Annotated in this window: 18 protein-coding genes; 12 read left to right on the top strand and 6 right to left on the bottom strand. The window is 58.0% G+C overall.

What is annotated here, in order from left to right; genetic code table 11:
- Window position 1: 1 nt before the first annotated feature.
- Together urtB and urtA are read right to left on the bottom strand one after the other, a co-directional pair.
- Window positions 2-1,600: an urea ABC transporter permease subunit UrtB gene (gene urtB / locus BKP64_RS00420; protein WP_070964489.1), complete on the bottom strand. Its 1,599-nt coding sequence runs from the start codon at window positions 1,598-1,600 to the stop codon at window positions 2-4.
- A gap of 92 nt (window positions 1,601-1,692) precedes the next feature.
- Window positions 1,693-3,000: an urea ABC transporter substrate-binding protein gene (gene urtA, locus BKP64_RS00415; RefSeq protein WP_070964487.1), complete on the bottom strand. Its 1,308-nt coding sequence runs from the start codon at window positions 2,998-3,000 to the stop codon at window positions 1,693-1,695.
- A 337-nt stretch (window positions 3,001-3,337) separates the two neighbouring features.
- Between urtA and atzF the strand changes: the two genes are divergently transcribed.
- The 6 genes from atzF to BKP64_RS00385 all read left to right on the top strand — a co-directional run bounded on the left by atzF (window position 3,338) and on the right by BKP64_RS00385 (window position 9,809).
- The gene (gene atzF / locus BKP64_RS00410; RefSeq protein ID WP_070964484.1) at window positions 3,338-5,167 is read left to right on the top strand and encodes an allophanate hydrolase; all 1,830 of its coding nucleotides are present in this window, start codon (window positions 3,338-3,340) and stop codon (window positions 5,165-5,167) included.
- A gap of 424 nt (window positions 5,168-5,591) precedes the next feature.
- Window positions 5,592-5,861: a ComEA family DNA-binding protein gene (locus tag BKP64_RS00405; RefSeq protein WP_070964480.1), complete on the top strand. Its 270-nt coding sequence runs from the start codon at window positions 5,592-5,594 to the stop codon at window positions 5,859-5,861.
- A 129-nt stretch (window positions 5,862-5,990) separates the two neighbouring features.
- The gene (locus BKP64_RS00400) at window positions 5,991-6,770 is read left to right on the top strand and encodes a (Fe-S)-binding protein (RefSeq protein WP_070973481.1); all 780 of its coding nucleotides are present in this window, start codon (window positions 5,991-5,993) and stop codon (window positions 6,768-6,770) included.
- On the top strand, window positions 6,767-8,206 hold the full coding sequence (locus tag BKP64_RS00395) for a LutB/LldF family L-lactate oxidation iron-sulfur protein (protein WP_070964477.1): 1,440 nt from the start codon (window positions 6,767-6,769) through the stop codon (window positions 8,204-8,206). Before BKP64_RS00400 ends, BKP64_RS00395 begins: the two co-directional genes overlap by 4 nt.
- Window positions 8,203-8,859 carry a LutC/YkgG family protein gene (locus tag BKP64_RS00390; RefSeq protein WP_070964474.1) on the top strand — a complete coding sequence of 219 codons (657 nt, stop codon included), beginning with the start codon at window positions 8,203-8,205 and terminating at the stop codon, window positions 8,857-8,859. The genes BKP64_RS00395 and BKP64_RS00390 overlap by 4 nt, the downstream gene beginning before the upstream one ends.
- Window positions 8,856-9,809 (top strand): DMT family transporter, encoded by a 954-nt coding sequence (locus tag BKP64_RS00385; protein ID WP_070964472.1) that lies wholly within the window; start codon window positions 8,856-8,858, stop codon window positions 9,807-9,809. Before BKP64_RS00390 ends, BKP64_RS00385 begins: the two co-directional genes overlap by 4 nt.
- Window positions 9,810-9,818: 9 nt before the next feature.
- On the opposite strand, the gene gloA is transcribed toward BKP64_RS00385, so the two are convergent.
- Both gloA and BKP64_RS00375 read right to left on the bottom strand, forming a co-directional pair.
- Window positions 9,819-10,367, bottom strand: coding sequence for a lactoylglutathione lyase (gene gloA / locus BKP64_RS00380; protein WP_070964470.1), 549 nt, complete (start codon window positions 10,365-10,367; stop codon window positions 9,819-9,821).
- A 234-nt stretch (window positions 10,368-10,601) separates the two neighbouring features.
- Complete coding sequence (locus BKP64_RS00375; RefSeq protein ID WP_070964466.1) at window positions 10,602-11,741, bottom strand: alkane 1-monooxygenase; 1,140 nt, start codon at window positions 11,739-11,741, stop codon at window positions 10,602-10,604.
- 239 nt (window positions 11,742-11,980) lie between these two features.
- Here BKP64_RS00375 and BKP64_RS00370 point away from each other — a divergent pair, with 239 nt between their 5' ends.
- The 5 genes from BKP64_RS00370 (at window position 11,981) to BKP64_RS00350 (ending at window position 18,217) form a co-directional block, all read left to right on the top strand.
- Window positions 11,981-12,640: a GntR family transcriptional regulator gene (locus tag BKP64_RS00370; RefSeq protein ID WP_070973479.1), complete on the top strand. Its 660-nt coding sequence runs from the start codon at window positions 11,981-11,983 to the stop codon at window positions 12,638-12,640.
- 158 nt (window positions 12,641-12,798) lie between these two features.
- Window positions 12,799-13,833 carry a DUF6160 family protein gene (locus BKP64_RS00365; RefSeq protein WP_070964459.1) on the top strand — a complete coding sequence of 345 codons (1,035 nt, stop codon included), beginning with the start codon at window positions 12,799-12,801 and terminating at the stop codon, window positions 13,831-13,833.
- 65 nt (window positions 13,834-13,898) lie between these two features.
- Entirely contained in the window at window positions 13,899-14,957 is a 1,059-nt protein-coding gene (locus tag BKP64_RS00360; RefSeq protein WP_070964457.1) for a lysylphosphatidylglycerol synthase transmembrane domain-containing protein, read from the top strand.
- Complete coding sequence (locus BKP64_RS00355; RefSeq protein ID WP_070964454.1) at window positions 14,954-17,191, top strand: glycosyltransferase; 2,238 nt, start codon at window positions 14,954-14,956, stop codon at window positions 17,189-17,191. Before BKP64_RS00360 ends, BKP64_RS00355 begins: the two co-directional genes overlap by 4 nt.
- Window positions 17,192-17,269: 78 nt before the next feature.
- Window positions 17,270-18,217 carry a YbgA family protein gene (locus tag BKP64_RS00350; protein WP_070964450.1) on the top strand — a complete coding sequence of 316 codons (948 nt, stop codon included), beginning with the start codon at window positions 17,270-17,272 and terminating at the stop codon, window positions 18,215-18,217.
- Here BKP64_RS00350 and trhO read toward each other — a convergent pair whose 3' ends face one another.
- Both trhO and BKP64_RS00340 read right to left on the bottom strand, forming a co-directional pair.
- Window positions 18,218-19,237 carry an oxygen-dependent tRNA uridine(34) hydroxylase TrhO gene (trhO, locus tag BKP64_RS00345; RefSeq protein WP_070964446.1) on the bottom strand — a complete coding sequence of 340 codons (1,020 nt, stop codon included), beginning with the start codon at window positions 19,235-19,237 and terminating at the stop codon, window positions 18,218-18,220.
- Between the two features lie 142 nt (window positions 19,238-19,379).
- Window positions 19,380-20,111 (bottom strand): DsbA family protein, encoded by a 732-nt coding sequence (locus tag BKP64_RS00340; RefSeq protein WP_070964443.1) that lies wholly within the window; start codon window positions 20,109-20,111, stop codon window positions 19,380-19,382.
- Window positions 20,112-20,241: 130 nt separating this feature from the next.
- On the opposite strand from BKP64_RS00340, the gene BKP64_RS00335 reads away from it, so the two are divergent.
- On the top strand, window positions 20,242-21,207 hold the full coding sequence (locus tag BKP64_RS00335; protein ID WP_070964439.1) for an NAD(P)H-dependent flavin oxidoreductase: 966 nt from the start codon (window positions 20,242-20,244) through the stop codon (window positions 21,205-21,207).
- Window positions 21,208-21,226: the final 19 nt, after the last annotated feature.

The following is a 21,226-nucleotide window of genomic DNA, read 5'->3' as shown; positions in this document are numbered from 1 at the left end:
CTTAACCCTCCGCAGCCCGGCCTTTCTGGGGGAAGAGCCCCTTCGGCCGTTTCTGGATAAACAGGATAATGAACACCAGCACAATGATCTTGGCGAGGACGGCACCGGCCCAGGGTTCAAGCAGCTGGTTGATGGTGCCCAGGGAAAGCCCGGCAATGAGCGTGCCCCAGAGGTTACCCACGCCGCCGAACACCACCACCATGAACGAATCAATGATGTAGTTCTGGCCCAGGTTGGGGCCCACGTTGGTGAGCTGGGAGAGCGCCACACCGGCCAGGCCGGCAACGCCGGAACCGAGGGCAAAGGTCATGATGTCTACCCGGGTGGCGCGGATGCCCATGGAGCGGGCCATGGCCCGGTTCTGGGTAACGGCGCGCACTTCCAGGCCCAGACGGGTCTTGCGCATGATCAGCATCAGCGCGGCGAAGACAATCAGCGCGAAGGCGAGCACATACAGGCGGTTGAGGGTCAACGAAAGCGCGTCGTTGATCACCAGGGAACCACTCATCCAGTCCGGGGTTACCACGGTGCGGTTCTGCGGCGAGATCACGGTACGCACCAGCTGTTGCAGGATCAGGCTGATGCCGAAGGTGGCCAGCAGGGTTTCCAGGGGGCGGCCCTTCAGGTGCTGGATCACGCTGCGTTCGATGATGATGCCGGCGGTGGCGGCCACCATGAAACCGGCCGGAATCGACAGAATCAATGCCAGGCCGGGCTGGCCGGGCAGGAGTTGCTGCATGCCCCAGGTGGTGTAGGCACCCAGCATGATCAGTTCGCCGTGGGCCATGTTGATGACGCCCATCACCCCGAAGGTGATGGCCAGGCCGATGGCGGCCAGTACCAGGACCGAACCGAGGGAAAGGCCGAAATACAGGGTCTCGGCGGCGCGGTTCAGTTTGAGCTTCTGTTCGATGCTTTCCAGTGCTTTGGTGGCTCTGTCGGCCAGTGCCGGGTCATCGCCCCGGACGGCGTCGTTCAGGGCGGCACGGGCTCGGGGATGCAGGCTGCCTGCCAGCACATCGATGGCCTCAGGATTGCCCTCGCTCACCCGGTAAATGGCCAGGGCTTCTTCAATGCGGTTGCGCACACTGGCGTTTTCTTCACGTTCCAGCTGTGCTTCCAGGGGTTCAACCAGTGAGGCGTCCACTTTGCCCATCATGTCCTGTGCGGAAGCTTCACGCACATCGGGGTCGGCGGCGTTCAGATCCAGCATGGCGAGGATGCCCTCAAGCTGGCCACGAATTCGGTTGTTGATGGCGACTCTGTCCAGCTCACGGCGGGACATTTCGCCCATGTTCTCTCCGGTCAGCGGATCTGCGATTTCCCAGTCCCTGCCCCGGTTGTTCAATACCAGGACCACCTGCCCGGTGTCTTTAATCCGGCTAAGGCGGTTGTTTCCGTATGCTTCGAGCCAGCCCCTGGCTCTTTTATCACCGCTGCTGACAATGGCGTTAACCGCTTCTTCCACTTTGCTGGCTGGCGCTTCGGCAAGGTTGATCAGCAATGCTCTGCCAGGATCGTTTTCCTGCGCTGTTGCGGGAAGCGACAGCAGGGAAATCAGGGCAATAAACAGCAATGTGAGCGATCGAATGATGCTCATGAGTGTTTCCTGTCTGTTGAAAGCGAGTTGCGGGGTGACAGCCGGGGCAGCATGGCCACCCCGGCTGTCCCTGATGCTATGCCTTCTCTGGCTTACTCGGCTTCGGCCGCCATTTCGCCGGCAGAAGCGCCACACTTGCCGGTTACGGTGTTGAAGGTTCCGCAGAACATGGGCTTGCGCCAGTCGGCAATAATGTCCCGTGAACCCGGCAGGAAGTCAGACCAGGCATCGCCGGCAACCAGACCAGAGGTTTCCCATACGACAGAGAACTGGCCGTTGTCCTGGATTTCGCCAATCAGCACAGGCTTGGTGATGTGGTGGTTAGGCATCATGGCGGCATAGCCACCGGTGAGGTTGGGTACGGTTACGCCAATGATGGCGTCTTTCACCGCGTCTACGTCGGTGGTGCCGGCTTTCTTGACCGCTTCAACGTACATATTGAAGCCGATGTAGTGCGCTTCCATCGGGTCATTGGTAACGGCGTCTTCCTGCCCGGTGTACTCCACCCAGGCGTCGATGAAGTCGTAGTTGGCGTCGTTATCCACGCTCATGAAGTAGTTCCAGGCGGCCAGATGGCCAACCAGCGGGCCGGTATCGATACCGGAGAGTTCCTGCTCACCCACGGAGAAAGCCACTACCGGGATGTCGGAGGCAGCGATGCCCTGGTTACCCAATTCACGGTAGAAAGGCACGTTGGCGTCGCCGTTAATGGTAGAGACCACAGCGGTCTTCTTGCCGGCGGAACCGAAGCGCTTGATGTCAGACACGATGTTCTGCCAGTCGGAATGCCCGAAAGGCGTGTAGTTGATCATGATGTCTTCCTTGGCCACACCCATGTCCATCAGGTAGGTCTCAAGGATCTTGTTGGTGGTGCGGGGGTATACGTAATCCGTACCCGCCAGCACCCAGCGCTCCACACCGATGTTGTTCATCAGATAGTTCACTGCAGGAATGGCCTGCTGGTTGGGCGCAGCGCCGGTGTAGAAGACGTTCTCGGAGGATTCCTCACCCTCGTACTGTACCGGGTAAAACAGAAGGCCGTTCAGCTCTTCCACCACCGGCAGGACGGATTTACGGGAAACCGAGGTCCAGTTACCGAAGATCACGTCGACCTTTTCCTGTGCCAGCAGTTCACGGGCTTTTTCAGCAAACAGCGGCCAGTTGGAGGCCGGGTCTACCACCACGGCTTCAAGCTGGCGACCGAGGACACCGCCCTTGGCGTTCTGTTGCTCAATCAGCATTTCAACGGTGTCTTTCAGAACCGTTTCACTGATGGCCATGGTGCCGGAGAGTGAGTGCAGGATGCCGACCTTGATGGGGTCTTCGGCGGCAACGGAGTTGAAAGAAATAGAGAGCGCCAGTGCAGAGAGGCCCAGTTTCACGTGTTTTTTAAGGCTCATTTCGTCATCCTTTTCGTTCTTAGTGGGGTTGTGCCATTCGTCATGTAACGCATCCCACTCTGCATTAGCTGTTCCAGACTTATGAAATCCCTCTTGTTTTCAACACTTTGATCACGATACAAGGCAGAGCCACCCGCTGCCCTGCCAACCCATAGCGCACCAAAACAGGTGCGGGCGAACAGGCGCGCCCCATCCTGGTGCGTCGCACATTCTCTCCCCGGGCAACCTGCCAGATGCTAAATAACTGAAAAATATATACATGTAGCGCTTTACCGTGGGTGGCACGCGCCTTGCCAAACAAGCTGTATACAAGCACCCAAACCAAACGAGGAACCCCATGGCTTCAACAGCTGGCTGGACGATCAAAGACTGGAAGGACGCCTATTCCGGGGGCGCTGAGCCAAAGGCCCTGATCGGGGCGTTACTGGAAGGCCTCGATCCTGCCGATAACGCCTGGATCTCTGTTATGAGCGCCGACGGTCTTTCCGATGCACTCCGGGCGCTGGAACTCACCCTGGGCTCGGTGGATGGGGACAGGACCCGCCTTCCACTGTATGGCATTCCGTTCGCGGTAAAAGACAACATTGATGCCACGGGATTCCACACCACAGCAGCGTGCCCGGAATACGCCTATCAGCCCTCCGGGGATGCCACCACGGTTGCCAGACTGAAAGCCGCCGGGGCCATCGTGATCGGTAAAACCAACCTCGACCAGTTCGCCACCGGCCTTGTCGGCACCCGGTCGCCCCATGGCGCGGTCTCAAACAGCTTTAAACCGGAGATCATCAGCGGCGGGTCCAGCTCCGGCTCCGCTTCGGTGGTTGCCCGAGGCCTCGTGCCGTTTTCCCTGGGCACAGACACGGCGGGTTCCGGTCGTGTGCCCGCGGGGCTCAACAATCTGGTTGGACTGAAGCCCACCAAGGGCTTGTTCAGCATCAAGGGTGTGGTGCCCGCGTGCCGTTCTCTGGACTGTGTTTCTGTGTTCGCGCTAACGGTGAATGATGCCGGCGCGGTGAGTGAAGTTCTGTCCGGATTCGACGACAGCGATGCCTTCTCCCGCAAGCTGCCTGAAAGCCTGCCTGTGGATGGTCCGGCCATTCGCCGTGCCGGCCCGCTCAAACGACTGGCCATTCCGGACCACCCGAAATGGTACGGTGACCAGCAGGCCGAAGCGGCCTGGAATACCGCAATCAGCCAATGGCGCCATTTGCAGGTGGAGCTTATCCCCCTGGATTTCAGCCCCATGCTGGAGCTGGCAGCCCTGCTCTATGAAGGCCCCTGGGTCGCCGAGCGCATGGCGGCGGTCGAATCCTTCATGGCCAGCCACGCCGAGGCCATGAACCCCGTGGTTAGGGGCATTATTGAAAATGCTGACAAATTCAACGCCACGCAGACGTTCAAGGCCCAGTACCGGAAAGAGGAACTGGTCCGGCGGATTGACGAGCTGCTGGCCGACATTGACGGCTTGCTGGTGCCCACCGCGCCCATTGCGCCCACTATTGAGGCGGTTAATGCGGACCCGGTTGTGCTGAACAGCCAGTTGGGCACCTACACCAACTTCGTAAACCTGGCAGACCTCAGTGCCCTGGCTGTGCCGGCAGGCTTTCGGGACGACGGGCTGCCGTTTGGGGTTACGCTTATCTCTGGCGCGTGGAAAGACAAGGAGCTGCAGCACCTTGCCAGCCAATGGCTGAACGCTTCCCCCACCACGCTGGGAGCAACCGGCAAGCCCGGGCCGGAAGAAGAGCCAGGTGCAAACACCTCAACACCGGCGGTGCAGGTTGCCGTGGTTGGCGCCCACCTCACCGGGATGCCGCTGAACCCTCAGTTGACCGATCGCCACGCAACGCTGCTGGAGCAGACTACAACCACGCCCTTATACCGACTTTACGCATTGGCGGGCACCCAGCCGGCCAAGCCCGGACTGAAACGCGTGGCCGCCGGCGAGGGCCGGGAGATCATTGTCGAGGTCTGGGAAATGACCGCAGCAGCCTTCGGAACCTTTGTTGGCCTGGTGCCGCCGCCGCTGGGAATCGGCAATGTTGAGCTGGCCGATGGTCGCTGGGTCAAGGGCTTCATTTGCGAAGGCTATGCGCTGGACAATGCCCGGGACGTCACCGAGTTTGGTGGTTGGCGCGCCTTCGTCGAGGCTTCTAAAGACCGGTAATGGCCGACTCACAGCTGCGTAAGATATATCGCACAGATGAGGGAGCAATTCTCCGGTTTTTACAAAACTCATTCTCGCTAGAATGGTGGTGTCAGGGATGACAAGCCAGCAAGGAACGTTGGCTCAAGGATGAAAGCTCCACGGATCCGGAGTTGCCCAAAGGAACAGGGCATTCAAGGAAGGCTGCAAGGATGAAGCGCTCAGGATGATGCGCTGCCTGAAGAAACAGGCAAGGATCAGCCACGGAATTCGGGGCCACAAGGAGTGTGGTCCCCCTCCGTGCACTCCCGTCTTCGCAACGACTCCTCGATGTCCCGACTCCAGACAAGCACGCCCAGAGTTTTAATCACACCGGCGTTTTTGCTGCTTTACGTCCCGACAAACAACCATAACGACGTCTGTCAGCATCAGGAGTTATACCCCCATGAAACGTACACCGGTTATCGCCACCCTCGTTCTGTTGTTCACCCTGCTCGCAGGTTTTGCCCACGCTGAGCCAACTGCAGTGAACATCAACACCGCCGACGTGGCGACCCTTGCCGACCTGAACGGCATTGGCCAGAGCAAGGCGGAGGCGATTGTGGCCTACCGTGAAGCCAACGGCCCGTTCCAGGCACCGCAGGAGCTTGCCAACGTGAAAGGAATCGGCGAGCGCACCGTTGAAAAAAATGCCGAGCGCCTGACTATCAAGTAAGCCTCCAGGGCAGCGGCATCCCTCCGCTGCCCGCCCCTTCGGGACCTACCCTGAAAGTCGTCTGGAAACGGCCCTCTTTGCACCCTATTATTGGTGGACAAAAACACCGATTGGCTCGAGCGGCGCATTATGGTTGATTCCATCAAGGTTTATCCGGCAAAACCCTCCAAAGTCTATTTCTATGGCACCTGTCTGGTGGACATGTTCTACCCGGACGCCGGCATGGCCGGCATCCAGTTACTGGAGCGGGAGGGCATTGAGGTTATTTTTCCCCAGAACCAGACCTGCTGCGGGCAACCGGCCTATACCTCCGGCTACCATGACGAAGCCCGTGCCGTGGCGAAAGCCCAGCTGGGCCTGTTCCCTGAAGACTGGCCCATCGTGGTGCCTTCCGGTTCCTGCGGCGGGATGATGCGCAAACACTACCCGGCTTTGTTCAAGGATACCTCTGATGAGATGAAAGCCGCTGAAATCGCCGGCCGGGTCTGGGAGCTGACGGATTTCCTGTTGCACGTTTGCCACATCAAGCTCGATGACCTGGGTGAACCCACCACTGTTGCCATGCACACCTCCTGTTCGGCACGCCGTGAAATGGGTGTGGCCGAGGTTGGCCCCAAACTGTTGGGGCAACTCAAAAACGTTAACCTGGTTGAGCAGGTTCGGGCCGAGGAGTGCTGCGGATTCGGTGGTACCTTCGCCATTCGCCACCCGGAAATCTCGGGCGCCATGGTGAGTGAAAAAGTGGATGCCATTGTCGATACCGGCGCGAAAGACTTTGTCACCACCGATTGCGGCTGCCTCATGAACATTGACGGTTACGCCGAGAAAAACCGGAAGTCACTCTCCGGACAGCACATCCTCAGTTTTCTGTGGGAGCGCACCAACGGCACGAAAGGGGAACCCTCATGAGCGAAACAGCCCAGCAATCGCCCCATCACATCGATGTAAAGGAATTCCACCCTCGCGCCCAGGCTGCGATTCACAACCCGAAAATCCGTCAGAATTTCCGCAAGGCAATGGACGGGTTGATGACCAAGCGCAAGAGCGCCTTTGAAGGCTGGGACCTGGAGACTCTGCGAGATCTGGGCGCCAACATTCGCTTGCGGGCCCTGGCCAACCTGCCGGATCTTCTGGAGCAGCTTGAACAAAAGCTGACGGAGAATGGCATCAAGGTGCACTGGGCAGTGGACAGTGACGACGCCTGCCAGATTGTCCGGGATATCTGCGTGGCGCGGGATGCCAAGAGCGTAATCAAGGGCAAGTCCATGGTGTCCGAGGAAATGGAACTGAATCATTACCTTGAGGAACAGGGCATTACCGCGCTGGAGTCTGACCTTGGCGAATACATTGTCCAGCTTGCCGGGGAGACCCCGTCGCACATCATTATGCCGGCAATTCACAAGAACACCGGCGAAATCTCCGAGTTGATGCATGAAAAAACCGGCACCGACCTGTCACATGATGTGGAGTACCTGACCACCGCAGCCCGCCTGCAACTCCGGGAAAAGTTCATGAACGCCGATGTCGGCGTCTCCGGCGTCAACTTTGCGGTGGCAGAAACTGGCACGCTGTGCCTGGTGGAGAACGAGGGTAACGGCCGGATGACAACCACTGTCCCGCCCTGCCATATTGCCGTCACGGGCATTGAGAAAGTCGTCCCGAACCTTGAGGACGTCACAGCCCTTATGGCGTTGCTGACGCGCTCCGCCACCGGCCAGCACATCACCACCTACTTCAATATGATTTCCGGTCCGCGCAAGCCGGACGAGATGGACGGTCCGGAAGAGGTTCACCTGGTACTGGTAGACAACGGCCGCTCGTCCATCTACCAGGACAACGAACTGCTGGACACCCTGCGCTGCATCCGCTGTGGCGCCTGCATGAACCACTGCCCGGTGTACACTCGCGTGGGTGGCCACACCTACGGAACCACCTACCCCGGCCCCATCGGCAAGATTCTGATGCCGCACCTGATTGGTCTGGATGAGGGGCGGCACCTGCCGACGGCCTCCAGCCTGTGCGGTGCCTGTGGTGAGGTCTGCCCGGTGAAGATCCCGATTCCGGACCTGCTGGTCCGGCTGCGCCAGGAGTCCGTCGACGGCGACAAGCTGCACCCGGCCAAGGTAAACGGCCACGGGGCCAAGCGCGGCGCCATGGAAGCCATGGTCTGGAAAGGCTGGAGCTGGATGCATGCCCGCCCCGGCGCCTACCGCTTCGGCACCAACATGGCGGCCCGCTTCCGCAAGCTGCAACCCGGGAAGATAGGTGGCTGGACGCAATTCCGCACCGCACCAAAACTTGCATCGAAAACCCTGCATGAACGGATGAAGGAGCGCGGACAGTGAGTTCCAGAGAGACGATTTTACAGCGCCTTCGCAACCGCACCGGTGGCGAACTCACGGCTCCGGAATGCGACTTTTCCGTACTCAAGCGGCCGGACTGGTCCACCGCCGAGAGGATCGAGCTGTTCGAGAAAACTATTGAATCGGTTCATGGCGAGGTTCACCGCTGCACGGAAGACACCTGGATCGGCCGGCTCGCCGAGTTGCTCGCCACACGCGGAGCCCGCAACCTGCTGGTGCCCAAAGAGCACGAGATTGGACTCAGCCTGAGATCCGCAGTAGAACGGGAGAGCCTGCCCAGCCTGCTGATTTACGACGAACCTATCGAAAGCTGGCAAACGGCCCTGTTTAACGATGTGGACGCGGGCATTACCTCTACCCGGGGTGGCATTGCCGAGACCGGATCGCTGATCCTCTGGCCAAATGCCGACGAGCCGCGACTAATGAGCCTGGTACCCCCGGTTCATGTGGCCGTGCTGTACGCGAAGGAGATTTACACCACCTTCCACGAAGCCATGCTGGCCCAGAACTGGGCTGCTGGCATGCCGACCAATGCGCTGTTAGTATCCGGACCGTCCAAGACCGCAGACATTGAGCAGACTCTGGCCTACGGAGTCCACGGTCCCAAAGAGCTGATTGTGTTGATTATTGAATGATTCGAGGCGCCCTGCTGATCGCCCTGGCAGCCCTGCTCTGGGCGACCACGGGGATCGTTGCCAAATTCCTCTTTGCCAGCACCGACCTGGAAGCCATCACGCTTGGCTTCCTGCGTCTGGTGGTGGCCTTACCGTTTTTCTGGTTGCTGATGCGGCGGGAACAACGGCAGCTTGAGCGTGCCAGCCCCGGCAAGAAGGTTCCTGGCAGCTCTCTTCGTCACCTTGGTTTGAAATCGCTGATTCCACTGGCGGCTCTCGGGCTGTTCCAGGCGTTCTATCAGGGCAGTTATCTGCTGGCCGTGGACCTGACCGGTGCCGGAATTGCCACCCTGATCGCCCTTTGCCTTCCGCCCGTGCTCGTGGCTATCCTCGCCGCACCGTTACTGGGAGAAAAGCCCGGGTTGCTCACCATACTCTCGCTGATGGCTGCAATTGTCGGAACCGCCATGCTGGTTCTCAGTGACATGGACACTGCTGGCAGTCTGCGCCTGGCAGGCCTCCTCATGGCCCTGCTGGCCGCTGTTGTGTACACCGGATTCACCCTGACCAGCCGCTACAGTTCTGCCGGAACACCGGTATTCACTACGGCGTTCATCTGCTTCTTCACTGCGGCCCTGATTCTGCTTCCTGTGGTGGCACTGTCCGGCAGCTTTGCAGGCATTGAAACCCTGGGCATCAAACAATGGCTGATGGTGGCCTACATTGGCGTGGTTCCCACATGCATTGGCTACGTGAGCTTCTTCTCCGGCATGCAGACAACACCGGCGACGCTTTCCAGCATCATTGTGACCCTGGAACCGCTGTTTGTGGCTTTGCTGGCGTGGGTATTTCTGGGGGAAATTCTGGGGCCCATCGGGATAGCCGGGGCACTGGTTCTCACGGCGGCCGTGATCGTGGCTTCGCGTTATGGCGGGAAAGCCGGCACCGGCGCTAAGGCCAATGCCGCGTAATCGGCGGGATCAGAGATCCTTACGCTGTTTCTGCATCATGTCCGGCTGCAGAATTTCGATCCAGTAGCCGTCCGGATCCTTGATAAAGGCCAGGCCTTTCATCTTGCCATCGTCTGGCTTTTTCACGAAATCCACACCGAGCTTCTCAAAGCGATCGCAGGCGGTATAGACATCCGGTACCGCGATACCGATGTGGCCAAAACCCTGGGGCTGGTCGTTGCCATTGTGGTAGGCAAAATCCTTGTCATTCTCGGTGCCCCAGTTGTGGGTCAGCTCGAGCATGGCCTCACGGCCAAATGTGAAGGTGGTGCGATGAGCGTCGTCCTGAGGCACGAGACCGGCCTGACGATCATCCAGATACCCCAGGAAGTACAGGGTGAATTTCATTTCCGGAAAATCGAGTTTGCGAACCAGGCGCATGCCCATCACTCGGGTGTAGAAGTCCATGGAGCGCTCGGGATCTTTGATCCGCATCATGGTCTGGTTGAAAACATAACCTTCGGTTTCGGGAACGGGGTCATCGTATAGGCCCGGGGCCTGCTCGAAATGCTTGGGCATGGTTTGTCCCTTATTTTGCTCGCGGAGTTTAAAGGATATACCTGCGTGCGTTACATCGGGATTTCAAGGGGGGAGCTGGCAGAGGTGTTGACCAAAAACCAACTTGGAGTCTATGGGCGGGGATCGGGGGTGTTTTTCGGAAGAAAATCGCTGTCTGAGCGCAGCGAGTTTGCGATTCTTCTGGAGAAAAATACCCCCGCTCCCCGCCCCTCTCCAAAGCCAAAGAGACGGGAATCACGAAGCCAGTTGATGCTCCTCACCCCGGTAATAGGCCTCCACCCGCGGATTCATGATTCGCTTCCAGAGTGGCGGGATCATGGCGATGACGATCATGGCGGCGTAGCCAGCGGGTAATTGCGGGGCGATGTCGTGGTGGCGCAGCACCTGATAGCGGCGTTTGGCGAAGGCATGGTGATCGCTGTGGCGCTGAAGGTGGAAGAGGAACACGTTGGTCAGGAAGTAGTTGCTGTTCCAGCTGTGTTCAGGCGTGGTGCGTTCGTATCGGCCGTTTTCCAGTTTGCGGCGGTGCAGGCCGTAGTGCTCCAGGTAGTTGACGATTTCCAGCAGGGTGAAGGCAATGAAGCTCTGGCCGAGGAAGTAGGCTGCGCCTAACCAGCCAAAGGCCACGGTGAAGGCAATGCCCACGAGTGCGCTGATGCTGTACCACCAGATCAACTCGTTCCGCCAGCTGAAGGCTTTGTCACCTTTGCGTTCGAGACGCTGTGCCTCAAGCTTCCAGGCGTTGATGAAGTTGCGGGCGTATGCCTGAGGCAGGAAATTGTAGAGAGACTGGTTGTACCGTGAAGACGAGGCGTCTTCCGGCGTGGAGACGTGAACGTGGTGGCCGCGGAGGTGCTCTACCTTGAAGCCGGCGTAGCACACCAGAGCCAGCAGAAAGCCTCCGGCGCGGGTTTCCAGCCTGGCATCCTTGTGAATCATTTCGTGGGCGACGTTAATCCCCAGGCCGCCGACGATGCCGATGGATACCACCCAGCCGATGCCGCCCACCGCGCTGAAAGTGCCTGAAGCCAGTTCCAGCATGCCCCATACAAGCAGGACCGCGAAGCCCGCCACCCAACCGAGGGTGATAACCCGATAGAACAGCTCACTGTTCATGCGCCCCACGTCAGCATTTTCATCAGGATTAAGCGCATCTTTGCCCAGCAACAGGTCCAGTACCGGGATGATGCCAAAAACCACCACTGGCACGCCCCAGGAGAAGAGGTTAACCAGGCCCGTCGCCTGCCCCGCCGCCAGCAACAAGGGCGGTAACGCCAACGGAATCATGGCAATAAGGTAGCTGTATTTCTTGAGGGTCAACAGAACCCTTCTCCGGGTGGCCTCCCGACTGATGGATATCTGGCTCGTGCTCATAATGATCTCTCCGTGCGTTCCTGGGACTGGTGCAAATCTGCTCATCTGCTGTTTTGCATTATTGTCCTACAATTTAGCAGTCGTCAACTCTTGAAAGAGAAAATTTGTGATGAGTGTCAGGAGCGCGCCTCGGATCAATCCGTTCAAGAGGCTGTGATAGACTCATGCGCTCACATTCCAACGCCGGACTGATTCCATCTGCGGCCAGCCGGCTTTTTCGACCTGTTCAGAGAGCCTTTATGGATTTTCAGGCACCCAATACACTGGCGGAGCAGATTGCCAACTTCATGGCAGAGCGGATCATGACCGGCCAGATCAGGCCGGGAGAGCGTGTTCAGGAAGCAACGCTGGCAGCGGAGCTGAAGGTGAGCCGGGTTTCTGTAAAAGAGGCCCTGTATACCCTGGAGCGGTGGCACCTGGTGGAGATCACGCCCCGCAAGGGAGCCTCGGCGACACGTCTGGATGCAGAGCATGCCTCCGAGCTTTACGACGTTTACATGTACCTGTTGATGATGCTCGCCGTCCGCCTTTGCGAACGCTGGCAGGAGCCGGACAAGCAGCCGTTGCTGGATGCAACCCGGCATGTGGTCGACCAGATGCAGAAGCCGGCGGCGAATATTACGGCGATCGTGGAAGCCAGCTTCGAGTTGATGGAGGCTTGCTGCGAGGTGGTCGGCAATCCTTACCTGACCGAAGCCCTGTCAAACTTCAAACCTGCCGTTAGCCGGGCCTACTATCTGAGTGCCAATCGGTATCGCCAGGGGCTGAAACAGACCACCCGGTTCTTCGCCCGGTTCCCCCAAGCAGTTCTGGCCAGGGACAGCGCGCAGGCTCAGGCCCTGATCCGGGAATTTGCGGAACATCAGAAGGCGCTGATTCAGCAAGCTCTCGCATCCTGACGAATGCCTGGTGAGGGGCCGGGGAGGCCTTCCCGGCCCCTCATTGCACGAGCTCGCGGGCAACCCCGATTGTGACCGATCTCACAGACGCTTTGCAGCTTGACGCCTATCGTAACAATGTGTAACGAACGATCACTGACAAATGGACTTGGGCCATCATGACTCTGCCACACGCCTGTAACGAACCCGCCCGTCGATTCCCCGGCGGCCATGTGACTGCACTGATTATTGCACTGTCGCTGCCCTTGCCCGCCATGGCCGAGTTCCGGCCCCTGGACGACGGCGCCCTCTCCGGGGTAACCGGTCAGGCAGGCGTCACCATTGAGCTGGAGACCAAAATCAATGTTGATCGGCTGTCCTGGACCGATGAGGGTTCACTGAATGTGAACGGGCTCCGGCTCTCCGGCCAGAACGATACCGTTATGGACAACATGAAACTGACCATTGATATTGCCGGTCAGGATGAAGTACTGGAACATGGTTTCTCGGAAATTGCGCGCCGTGCGAATGCTGGTTTGCTGGACCCCAACAGCGATGCGGATATTGCCGATGCCCTGGCCAGCTATAACGTGGCCGGTGAGTTCGGCAGGAAGTTCAACAGTGGCGACCTGGTGATGCACCTGGGCGCAACCGATTACGGGGACCCGACGGTTCTGGACGATTACCTGCAAGCAGTAGACTTCGAACTGGCGGTAAACAGCGTCACTGCTACCGGCACCGAGGGCAGTGCCACACTGTTCTCCAACGTGCTGCTCCAGGGTTATGTTGGCCCGACCGACCTGGTGATTCGAAACGGTGGCACCTCCACCCGCACCCTCGCCAATGGCAATACCGTTTCCGGCTCCGAGTTACAGCTGAACACCCACTTCGAAATAACCAACGGCAGCCTGAACTGGGAGGCCGCCGATCTGATCCTGATCTTCAACTTCGCTGCCGTGGGCATCGAAGGCCTGCAGATTCATAACCGCCGGGGCAATGACACCCTCGGCCACTTCGGCATGGCCAGCGCCACCGCGAAACTGTCGAAGGGGACCAGTGCAGGGTCCGGCAAGGAAGGCCTCTCCGTGCACGATGTGGAGTTCCGGGCAGACATCGACATGCCGGTCTTCCGCATTGGTCCGGACAGTATTGGCAGTGTCCGGTTCACCGATTTTGCCATCACGGACACCACCATGATGGTGTATGGCCACTAAAACGCCACTGGACACCTCTTGCCCTACCTCCTGTAAACTGCCCGTCTGAATCTGACGGGCAGACCATGACTGACTCTATCGATAGCGACTATTCGCAACGTGCATCCTGGCGGAGACTGACGGCCTTCAGCCTGATTTTTCTTGCCATGACGGCGGCAGGACTCTATGCCGTCTACGACAGGTTTGCCGACCGAAGTATCACCTTTGACCCTCAACTGATTGCCCCCTCCACCCTGCTGATGGCGGGCCTTCTGCTACTGGTCTATTTCGTTTCTGATGGTCTGAGGCTGCACTTCACGCTTCGCGCACTGGGGCATCGGCTGTCCTTTGGCGTTATATTCCGCCTCGTCTTTATCAACCTGTTTTTTTCCAATGTCACACCGATGGCGACGGGCGGTGGGTTTGCGCAGATCTGGTACCTGAACCGTCATGGCGTGCCCATGGGCCGGGCCACGGCCGCCACGACGATCCGGACGGTACTCGCGGTCATTTTCATTTTCTCGCTTACTCCGGTTTTCCTGCTGACCCTTGATGCCCTGAAAAACCACTCCCTCACCGGCAACATCGGTACAGCACTGGCAGTTTTTATTACCCTCTACCTGGCATTCTTTGCGGTGCTTCTGTTTCGAACCCATTGGCTGATCAGCCCCCTGAGCCGCCTGCTCGACACCCTGCACCGACTCCACCTGATCTCCGAAGATCGCAACCAACGCTGGCAGTTCAAGGCCCGCAGGGAAATGCTGCGCTTCTCCCGTAGCTTTGGTGACTACCTTCGCGGCCGCCCGCTGTTCGTGTTCCTGTCCATCCTGTTCACTGCGGTGTTCCTGCTGAGTCTGTTCAGTTTCCCGGCCCTGCTGATGCACAGCCTGGGTTATGAGGTGGACTACGTGGTGTCCGTCGGACTGCTGGTCGTCACCACGTTTATCATGTATTTCTCACCGACTCCGGGCGCCTCCGGTATTTCGGAAGGTGTATTCGGAAGCTTCTTTCGCGATATCCTGTCCGGAAACCACCTGGTTCTGGTAACGGTGAGCTGGCGTTTGCTAACCATTTACCTGGGCATGATTATTGGACTGATCGTGCTGCAGAGGGAACTGATCAAAGACCGCAGGACATCCGGATGATTTTCCGCAACCCGCTGAAACTGCTTTTCTATGTTTGCCTGTTGATCGTGATCCTGCTGGTGGGCTACAAGACCTACCTCAATCTTTTCATGAAGGATTTCAAAGGCCTGCATACGGCGGAAGTGGAGCGAATTCACCAGAAAGTCAGCAGGGATACACCGTTCTCCTTTGCCGTTGTGGGCAACATCAATAACTCGATCGGTATTTTCGAGGAGCGCATAATCCCGGAGCTGAACGCCTCCGGCATCGATTTTCTGGTATCGGCAGGCAATGCCGTCAGCGGCGGCGGTGAAGACAAGTACCGGGCGCTTTATGGCAGCCTGAGCCACCTCACCATCCCCTGGCTTCTGACCTTCGGAGCTCACGAGTATGAGGACTTTGGCAGCTTTCGTTTCTACGATCACTTTGGTCCCCACTTTTTCAGTATCCGGGCAGGCAGCAGCCGACTGATCTTCCTCGACAGTACCGGTAAAACACCCTGGAAATGGCAGATTCGCTGGCTCAATGATCTGTTAACCCAGGACGATTCCGAGGCCCGGATTCTGTTTATCGGACACCCGCCCTTGAAGCCTGACCAGAATCCGCCCTTCGACCAGAAGGACGATTATCTGGAGCCTCCGGAATTCCGGCAGGCGCTCCTGCGGCAGTTAGACACGCACAATGTGGACCTGGTGTTCTCGGCCAACCTGTCGCTCTACTCCGAGGAAAAACGGGGCAATACCGAGTTCATCACCACCGGCGGTGCCGGTGGGCTGGTACTTAACAACGACACGAGCTTTTATCACTTTGTCCGGGTTGAAGTCGGAGCGGATGGCGAAATCACCCACTCTCTGCAACGGCTGCAAGTGGGGCAACGCCCCATTCTCAAACAACTCGAAAGCCTCTGGTTCTTCATCTACTCACTGCTGTATTCGGGCTATCTGAACTTTATCCTGATCCTGGCGGTGTTTGTTGCCATCACCATCAAGCTCTACACCACCATTTTTGTGGCCAAAGACTACTACCCCGATTACGACCTGGACCCTTCGCCCTGGCTGGAAAAACCGCTTCGGGTCGTGATGTTCACCAACAACTATCTGCCGTTTATCGGCGGCGTGCCCATTTCCATCGAACGACTGCGGCGCGGTCTGGAAGCGCTGGGTGACAAACTCCTGATTGTTGCGCCTCGCTACAAAGACCAGCCAGAGAACGAAGAACACGTGCTCCGGGTTCCCTCGCTGCTGGCCATGGGCGAAAAACGGGAATTCCGGCTGGCCAATATTTTCCTGGCCCGGATCCGTAAAGGCGTAAAAGCGTTCTGTCCGGATATTATCCACCTGCATCACCCTTTCTGGCTGGGCTCTCTGGGGCTGTTCATGGCCAGAGCGCTGAAGGTACCCGCGGTTTACACCTACCACACCCGACTGGAGCATTACGCCCACTTCGTGCCACTACCCGGCATGTTGTTCCGGAACCTGATCTCCCACGCCCTGACCAAACACTTTGCCAATAAGTGCGACGGGGTGATAGTGCCGACAGACTCTACCGAGGAGTACCTGCGCATGATTGGTGTCAAAACTCCAACGTTTGTGCAGCCTACGGGTATTGAGTATCAGCGTTTTCAGGACGTCAGCGATGAGGAGATCAGCCAGCTGCGGGAGAAACTGAAACTGACCGACGAGAAGGTCTTTGTCAGTGTGTCCCGACTCTCAAATGAAAAGAATATCGATTTCATGATCGAGGCCATTGATACCCTGCGCCATGAAAGCGAGGTGCCGTTCCGCTTTCTGATGATTGGCGACGGCCACCAACGGGACCGGTTGCAACAGAAAATCAATGATCTGAACCTGCAAGAGCATTTCAACCTTGTGGGAGCGGTGCCGCCAGAGGAAATGGCAATCTGGTATCGCCTGGGAGACGTGTTCCTGTTCGCCTCAAAGTCCGAAACCCAGGGCATGGTCATTCTCGAAGCCATGGCGGCCGGTCTGCCCGTGGTTGCTGTTCGCTCCAGCGGTATTGATGATGTCATCCGGCATGGATTTAACGGCTTCAAGACACCGGAGAAACAGACCCAGTGGGTTGAAGAGGTCAAACGCCTGCTTGAGGATGATGAGTTACGGCAGGAAATGGCGGGGCGGGCCCTGGCGTTCGCGAAAGACTTTTCGGTGGAGCAGTTCGCGCGGGACGTTCGCGCCATCTACGCCAACACCCTCGCGCTGGCAGATAAAAAACAGCACAAACGCCGCAAGAAATGAGGTTCCTCTATCCTCGATGATCGGTTTAGACTGTAATCACGTATTACAGAAGTCGTTTTACATTCCGGAGACTTTTACGTGAGCGATATTCCCGTTGGTATCAGCACCTGTCTGCTGGGCAAGGAAGTCCGCCATGATGGTGGCCACAAACACTCCCGCTACTGCACACAAGTGCTCTCGAAACATTTCGAATTCCGCTCTATCTGCCCGGAACTGGAGGCCGGCCTTGGCGTGCCTCGCCCGGCCATCCACCTGAGGGAATATCCCGAGGGTATACGGCTGATTGAAACCAGGGGAACCGCTGATCACACCGAGGCCATGCAGGCCTTCATTGACCAGATCATTCCCAGCCTGGCCGACCTCCGGGGCTACATCCTGATGGCAAAGTCACCCAGTTGCGGCATGGAGAGAATCAAGGTTCATAACGAAAATGGTCAGGTAGTCCGCCGAGATGGTCGCGGCATGTTTGCGGAGGCCCTCATCAAGGCTTACCCGCTGATGCCGGTAGAAGAGGAAGGCCGCCTGAACGATGATACGCTCCGGGAGAATTTCATTGAGCGCGTGTTCGCCTACGATGACTGGATGCAGAATGTGGCTGGAGAATGCCTCACAGCCAAAGCCCTGATCGAATTTCATACCCGTCACAAGTTCCAGCTTCTCGCCCATTCCGAAAAGATCTACCGCGAGCTGGGACCCATGCTCGGTGACCTGAAATCCGAACCTCTCGAAGACATCGCCGACCGTTACATCCGCTCATTTATGGACGCCATGAACAAGAGAGTCAGCCGCGGCTCCCACATGAATGCCATGCAGCACCTGATGGGTTACCTGCGTGACTCCATGGGGGATGAGGACAGGAAAGTACTGATGGAACAGATGGAGGCCTATCGCCGCGGCGAGGTACCTCTGGTGGTGCCGATGACCCTCTTGCGCATGGCCCAGCGCCGCGAGCCGGTGGACTATCTGCACGCCCAGAAATACCTTACGCCCTACCCCGATGAGCTGGGCTTGCGCAACAGGGTCTGATCAGGCCCTTGCGGTTTTACGCGCTTTTTCACCCGCCAGGCTTTTTTGCGCCTGGCGCTCACGCTCTGCCTTCTTACGAGCCTTGCGTTCCGCAATAATACGCGCCGCTTCGCCGCCAACATGGGCTTCTCCGCGCTGCTCTGCCAGTCGCATCTGATGCTCACGCTCCGCAAAGCGGGCTTTTTGCGCTTCCGTCAGTGAATCAATGCACTGATGGCAGCTCACGCCCTGCTCATACTCCGGGCGCTGCTTGTCGTCTTCGGTGATCGGGCGCCGGCAGGCGTGGCACTGGTCGAACTCACCCCGCTCCAGGTTATGGTTCACCGTTACCCGGTCATCAAAAACGAAGCACTCTCCGCGCCAGAGGCTTTGCTCTTGCGGCACATCTTCCAGGTATTTGAGGATTCCGCCCTTGAGGTGATACACCTCCTCAAAACCCTGCTCCTTCAGATACGCAGTGGACTTTTCACAGCGAATGCCACCGGTACAGAACATGGCGACCTTCTTGTGCCTGGACGGATCAAGGTTCTGCTTCACGTATTCCGGGAACTCGCGGAAGGTATCGGTAGCCGGATTCACCGCGTTTTTGAAGGTACCGATTTCCACTTCATACTGGTTACGGGTATCCACCAGAACCACATCCGGATCCGAGATCAAATCGTTCCATTCTTTGGGATCGACATAGGTACCGACTATGCGCTTCGGATCGATCCCTTCTACGCCCATGGTGACGATCTCTTTCTTGAGCTTCACTTTGGTGCGTTTGAATGGCTGAATGTCCACAAATGACTCTTTGTAGTCGATACCATCGAAACGTTCATCACTACCAATCCAGGCCTTTACGGCATCAATACCTTCACGGCTGCCAGCGATGGTTCCGTTAATGCCTTCACGTGCCAGCAGCAGGGTGCCGTGGACGTCTTTTTCCAGCATAAGATCCAGCAGAGGCTGGCGGAGGGATTTGTAATCATTCAGGACTGCGAACTTGTAGAGCGCGCAGACAACAACGTTGTTGCTCATCGGTATCTCCTGCGGGCCGGATCGTAAATCCGGAGCATGGGTTTAATTGTGTTCAAAGGCCGGAGCCAGAGAGGGCGCAAATTTTAACCAACTCTGGCTCACGATCAAGTGCGGATTGGCCGCAGCGGGCCAATGCAGGCCTTTATTCGGCTTTGCTGGCCAGCTCGCGCTCAACGACAGCGGACATCTGCCCCCATCCGGGGCGGGTCAACCGAATGTTGTCTACCAGTACCGTCGGGGTGCTGGTCACTCTCAGCTGCATGGCAGCACGGCGGCTCTGCTCGATATCTTCAAGATGCAGGTCTGTGGTCATGCACCTGCGGAAACGGCGCTCTTCAAGGCCAAGGTCGTTTGCATAGCGGGTGAAGGTTGCCACCGGATCGCCGGAGCCACTCCACTCTGTCTGAGAGCTGAAGAGGCGATCATGCATGCCCCAGTATGCCTCCTGGTCACCAGCACACCGGGCTGCCATGGCCGCCGGCAAGGCATTCTGGTGCTGCTGAAGCGGCAGATCGAAATAAACAAACCGGACCTTGCCCGTTTCCACGAATTCCTGTTTCAGCTGCTTACTGGCATCGGCAAACCGACCGCACGCAGGGCACTGATAATCCGCGAACTCCCGGACCACCACGGGGGCGGTTTCAGAGCCTACCGAAACACCGTACTGATCGAGCTGCGCCGGAAATGGGTCCGCTGTGGGCGCGGCAACCGGCAGTCCATCGGACGTGGGTTCCGGCTCTGCTGTCAGAAAGAAGAGACCTGTGACCACAACTGCCAGCACCAGCGCACCAATGCCAATATACAGCGGCTTGTTGCTTTTGCTTTTCCGGGGTGGCGGTGCTCCGGTTTCCTTGCGACGTTTTGCTTCACCCATGGTTGGGCTCCTTATTGTGGGTAGCTGGTTTTCCATGAATTCGTTAGCAGGCAACCATTTTCAGGGCAACCAAGGCAGGCTAAGATCACTTATATCCTACAAAAGTTCCAACAAAAAATAAGGAATAGTCATGGCATTGCCCGCTTCTCTGAAGGAATCCCTGTCTTTGCCCCTGGTGGCTGCCCCCATGTTTCTTATCTCCGGCCCCGAGCTGGCGCTGGCATGCTGCAAGGAGGGCATCGTGGGCAGCTTTCCGGCCCTGAACCAACGCTCCAGCGAAGGCTTCGAAGCATGGCTCGAACAGATGAACAATGAACTCGACCGTGCTCGTGAAAACACCCCGGAAGCCAGAGTGGCGCCCTACGCCGTCAATCTGATCGTGCACCGGAGCAACCCCCGCTGGCAGGCGGACCTGGAGCTGTGTGTGAAGCACAAGGTCCCCATCATTATCACGTCACTCGGGGCCGCCAGCCAGGTGGTGGACGCCGTTCACAGTTACGGCGGCCTGGTTTTCCACGACGTGACCAACCAGAAGCATGCCCGCAAAGCAGCCGAAGCCGGAGTCGATGGCGTTATTGCAGTCGCGGCAGGTGCAGGCGGCCATGCCGGTACGATCAATCCGATTGTGCTGGTGCATGAAATCCGGGAGGTATTCGACGGCACCATTCTGCTGGCCGGCGGACTTTCCCACGGCGAGGACCTGCTGGCTGCCCAGGCCCTGGGTGCGGATCTGGCCTACATGGGCACACGATTTATCAACACCAGCGAATCCCTGGCGGAAGAGGCCTACCGGAACATGATCATTGAGGCCGTATCAGGAGACATTATTCATACCCCTGTGGTTTCCGGTGTGCCGGCCAGCTTTATGCGACAGAGCCTGGAAGCAGCCGGGTACCCGATGGACAAGCTCAACGAAGCCGGAGACATCAATTATGGAGAGAAACTGAAGCCGGTCGATGATGAAGCGAAAGCCTGGAAAACGGTCTGGTCAGCCGGCCAGGGCGTAAGCCAGATTCACGATGTTGTCAGTGTTCATGAACTGGTTGAACGCCTCAGGAAGGAGTATGGCCAGGCTCGCTCACGACTGCTGGGGTAAGCGCCTGGAGACACCCGAC

The organism is Marinobacter salinus, from assembly GCF_001854125.1.
GTDB classification, from domain to species: domain Bacteria; phylum Pseudomonadota; class Gammaproteobacteria; order Pseudomonadales; family Oleiphilaceae; genus Marinobacter; species Marinobacter salinus.
This window is presented reverse-complemented; position numbering and strand designations above follow the sequence as displayed.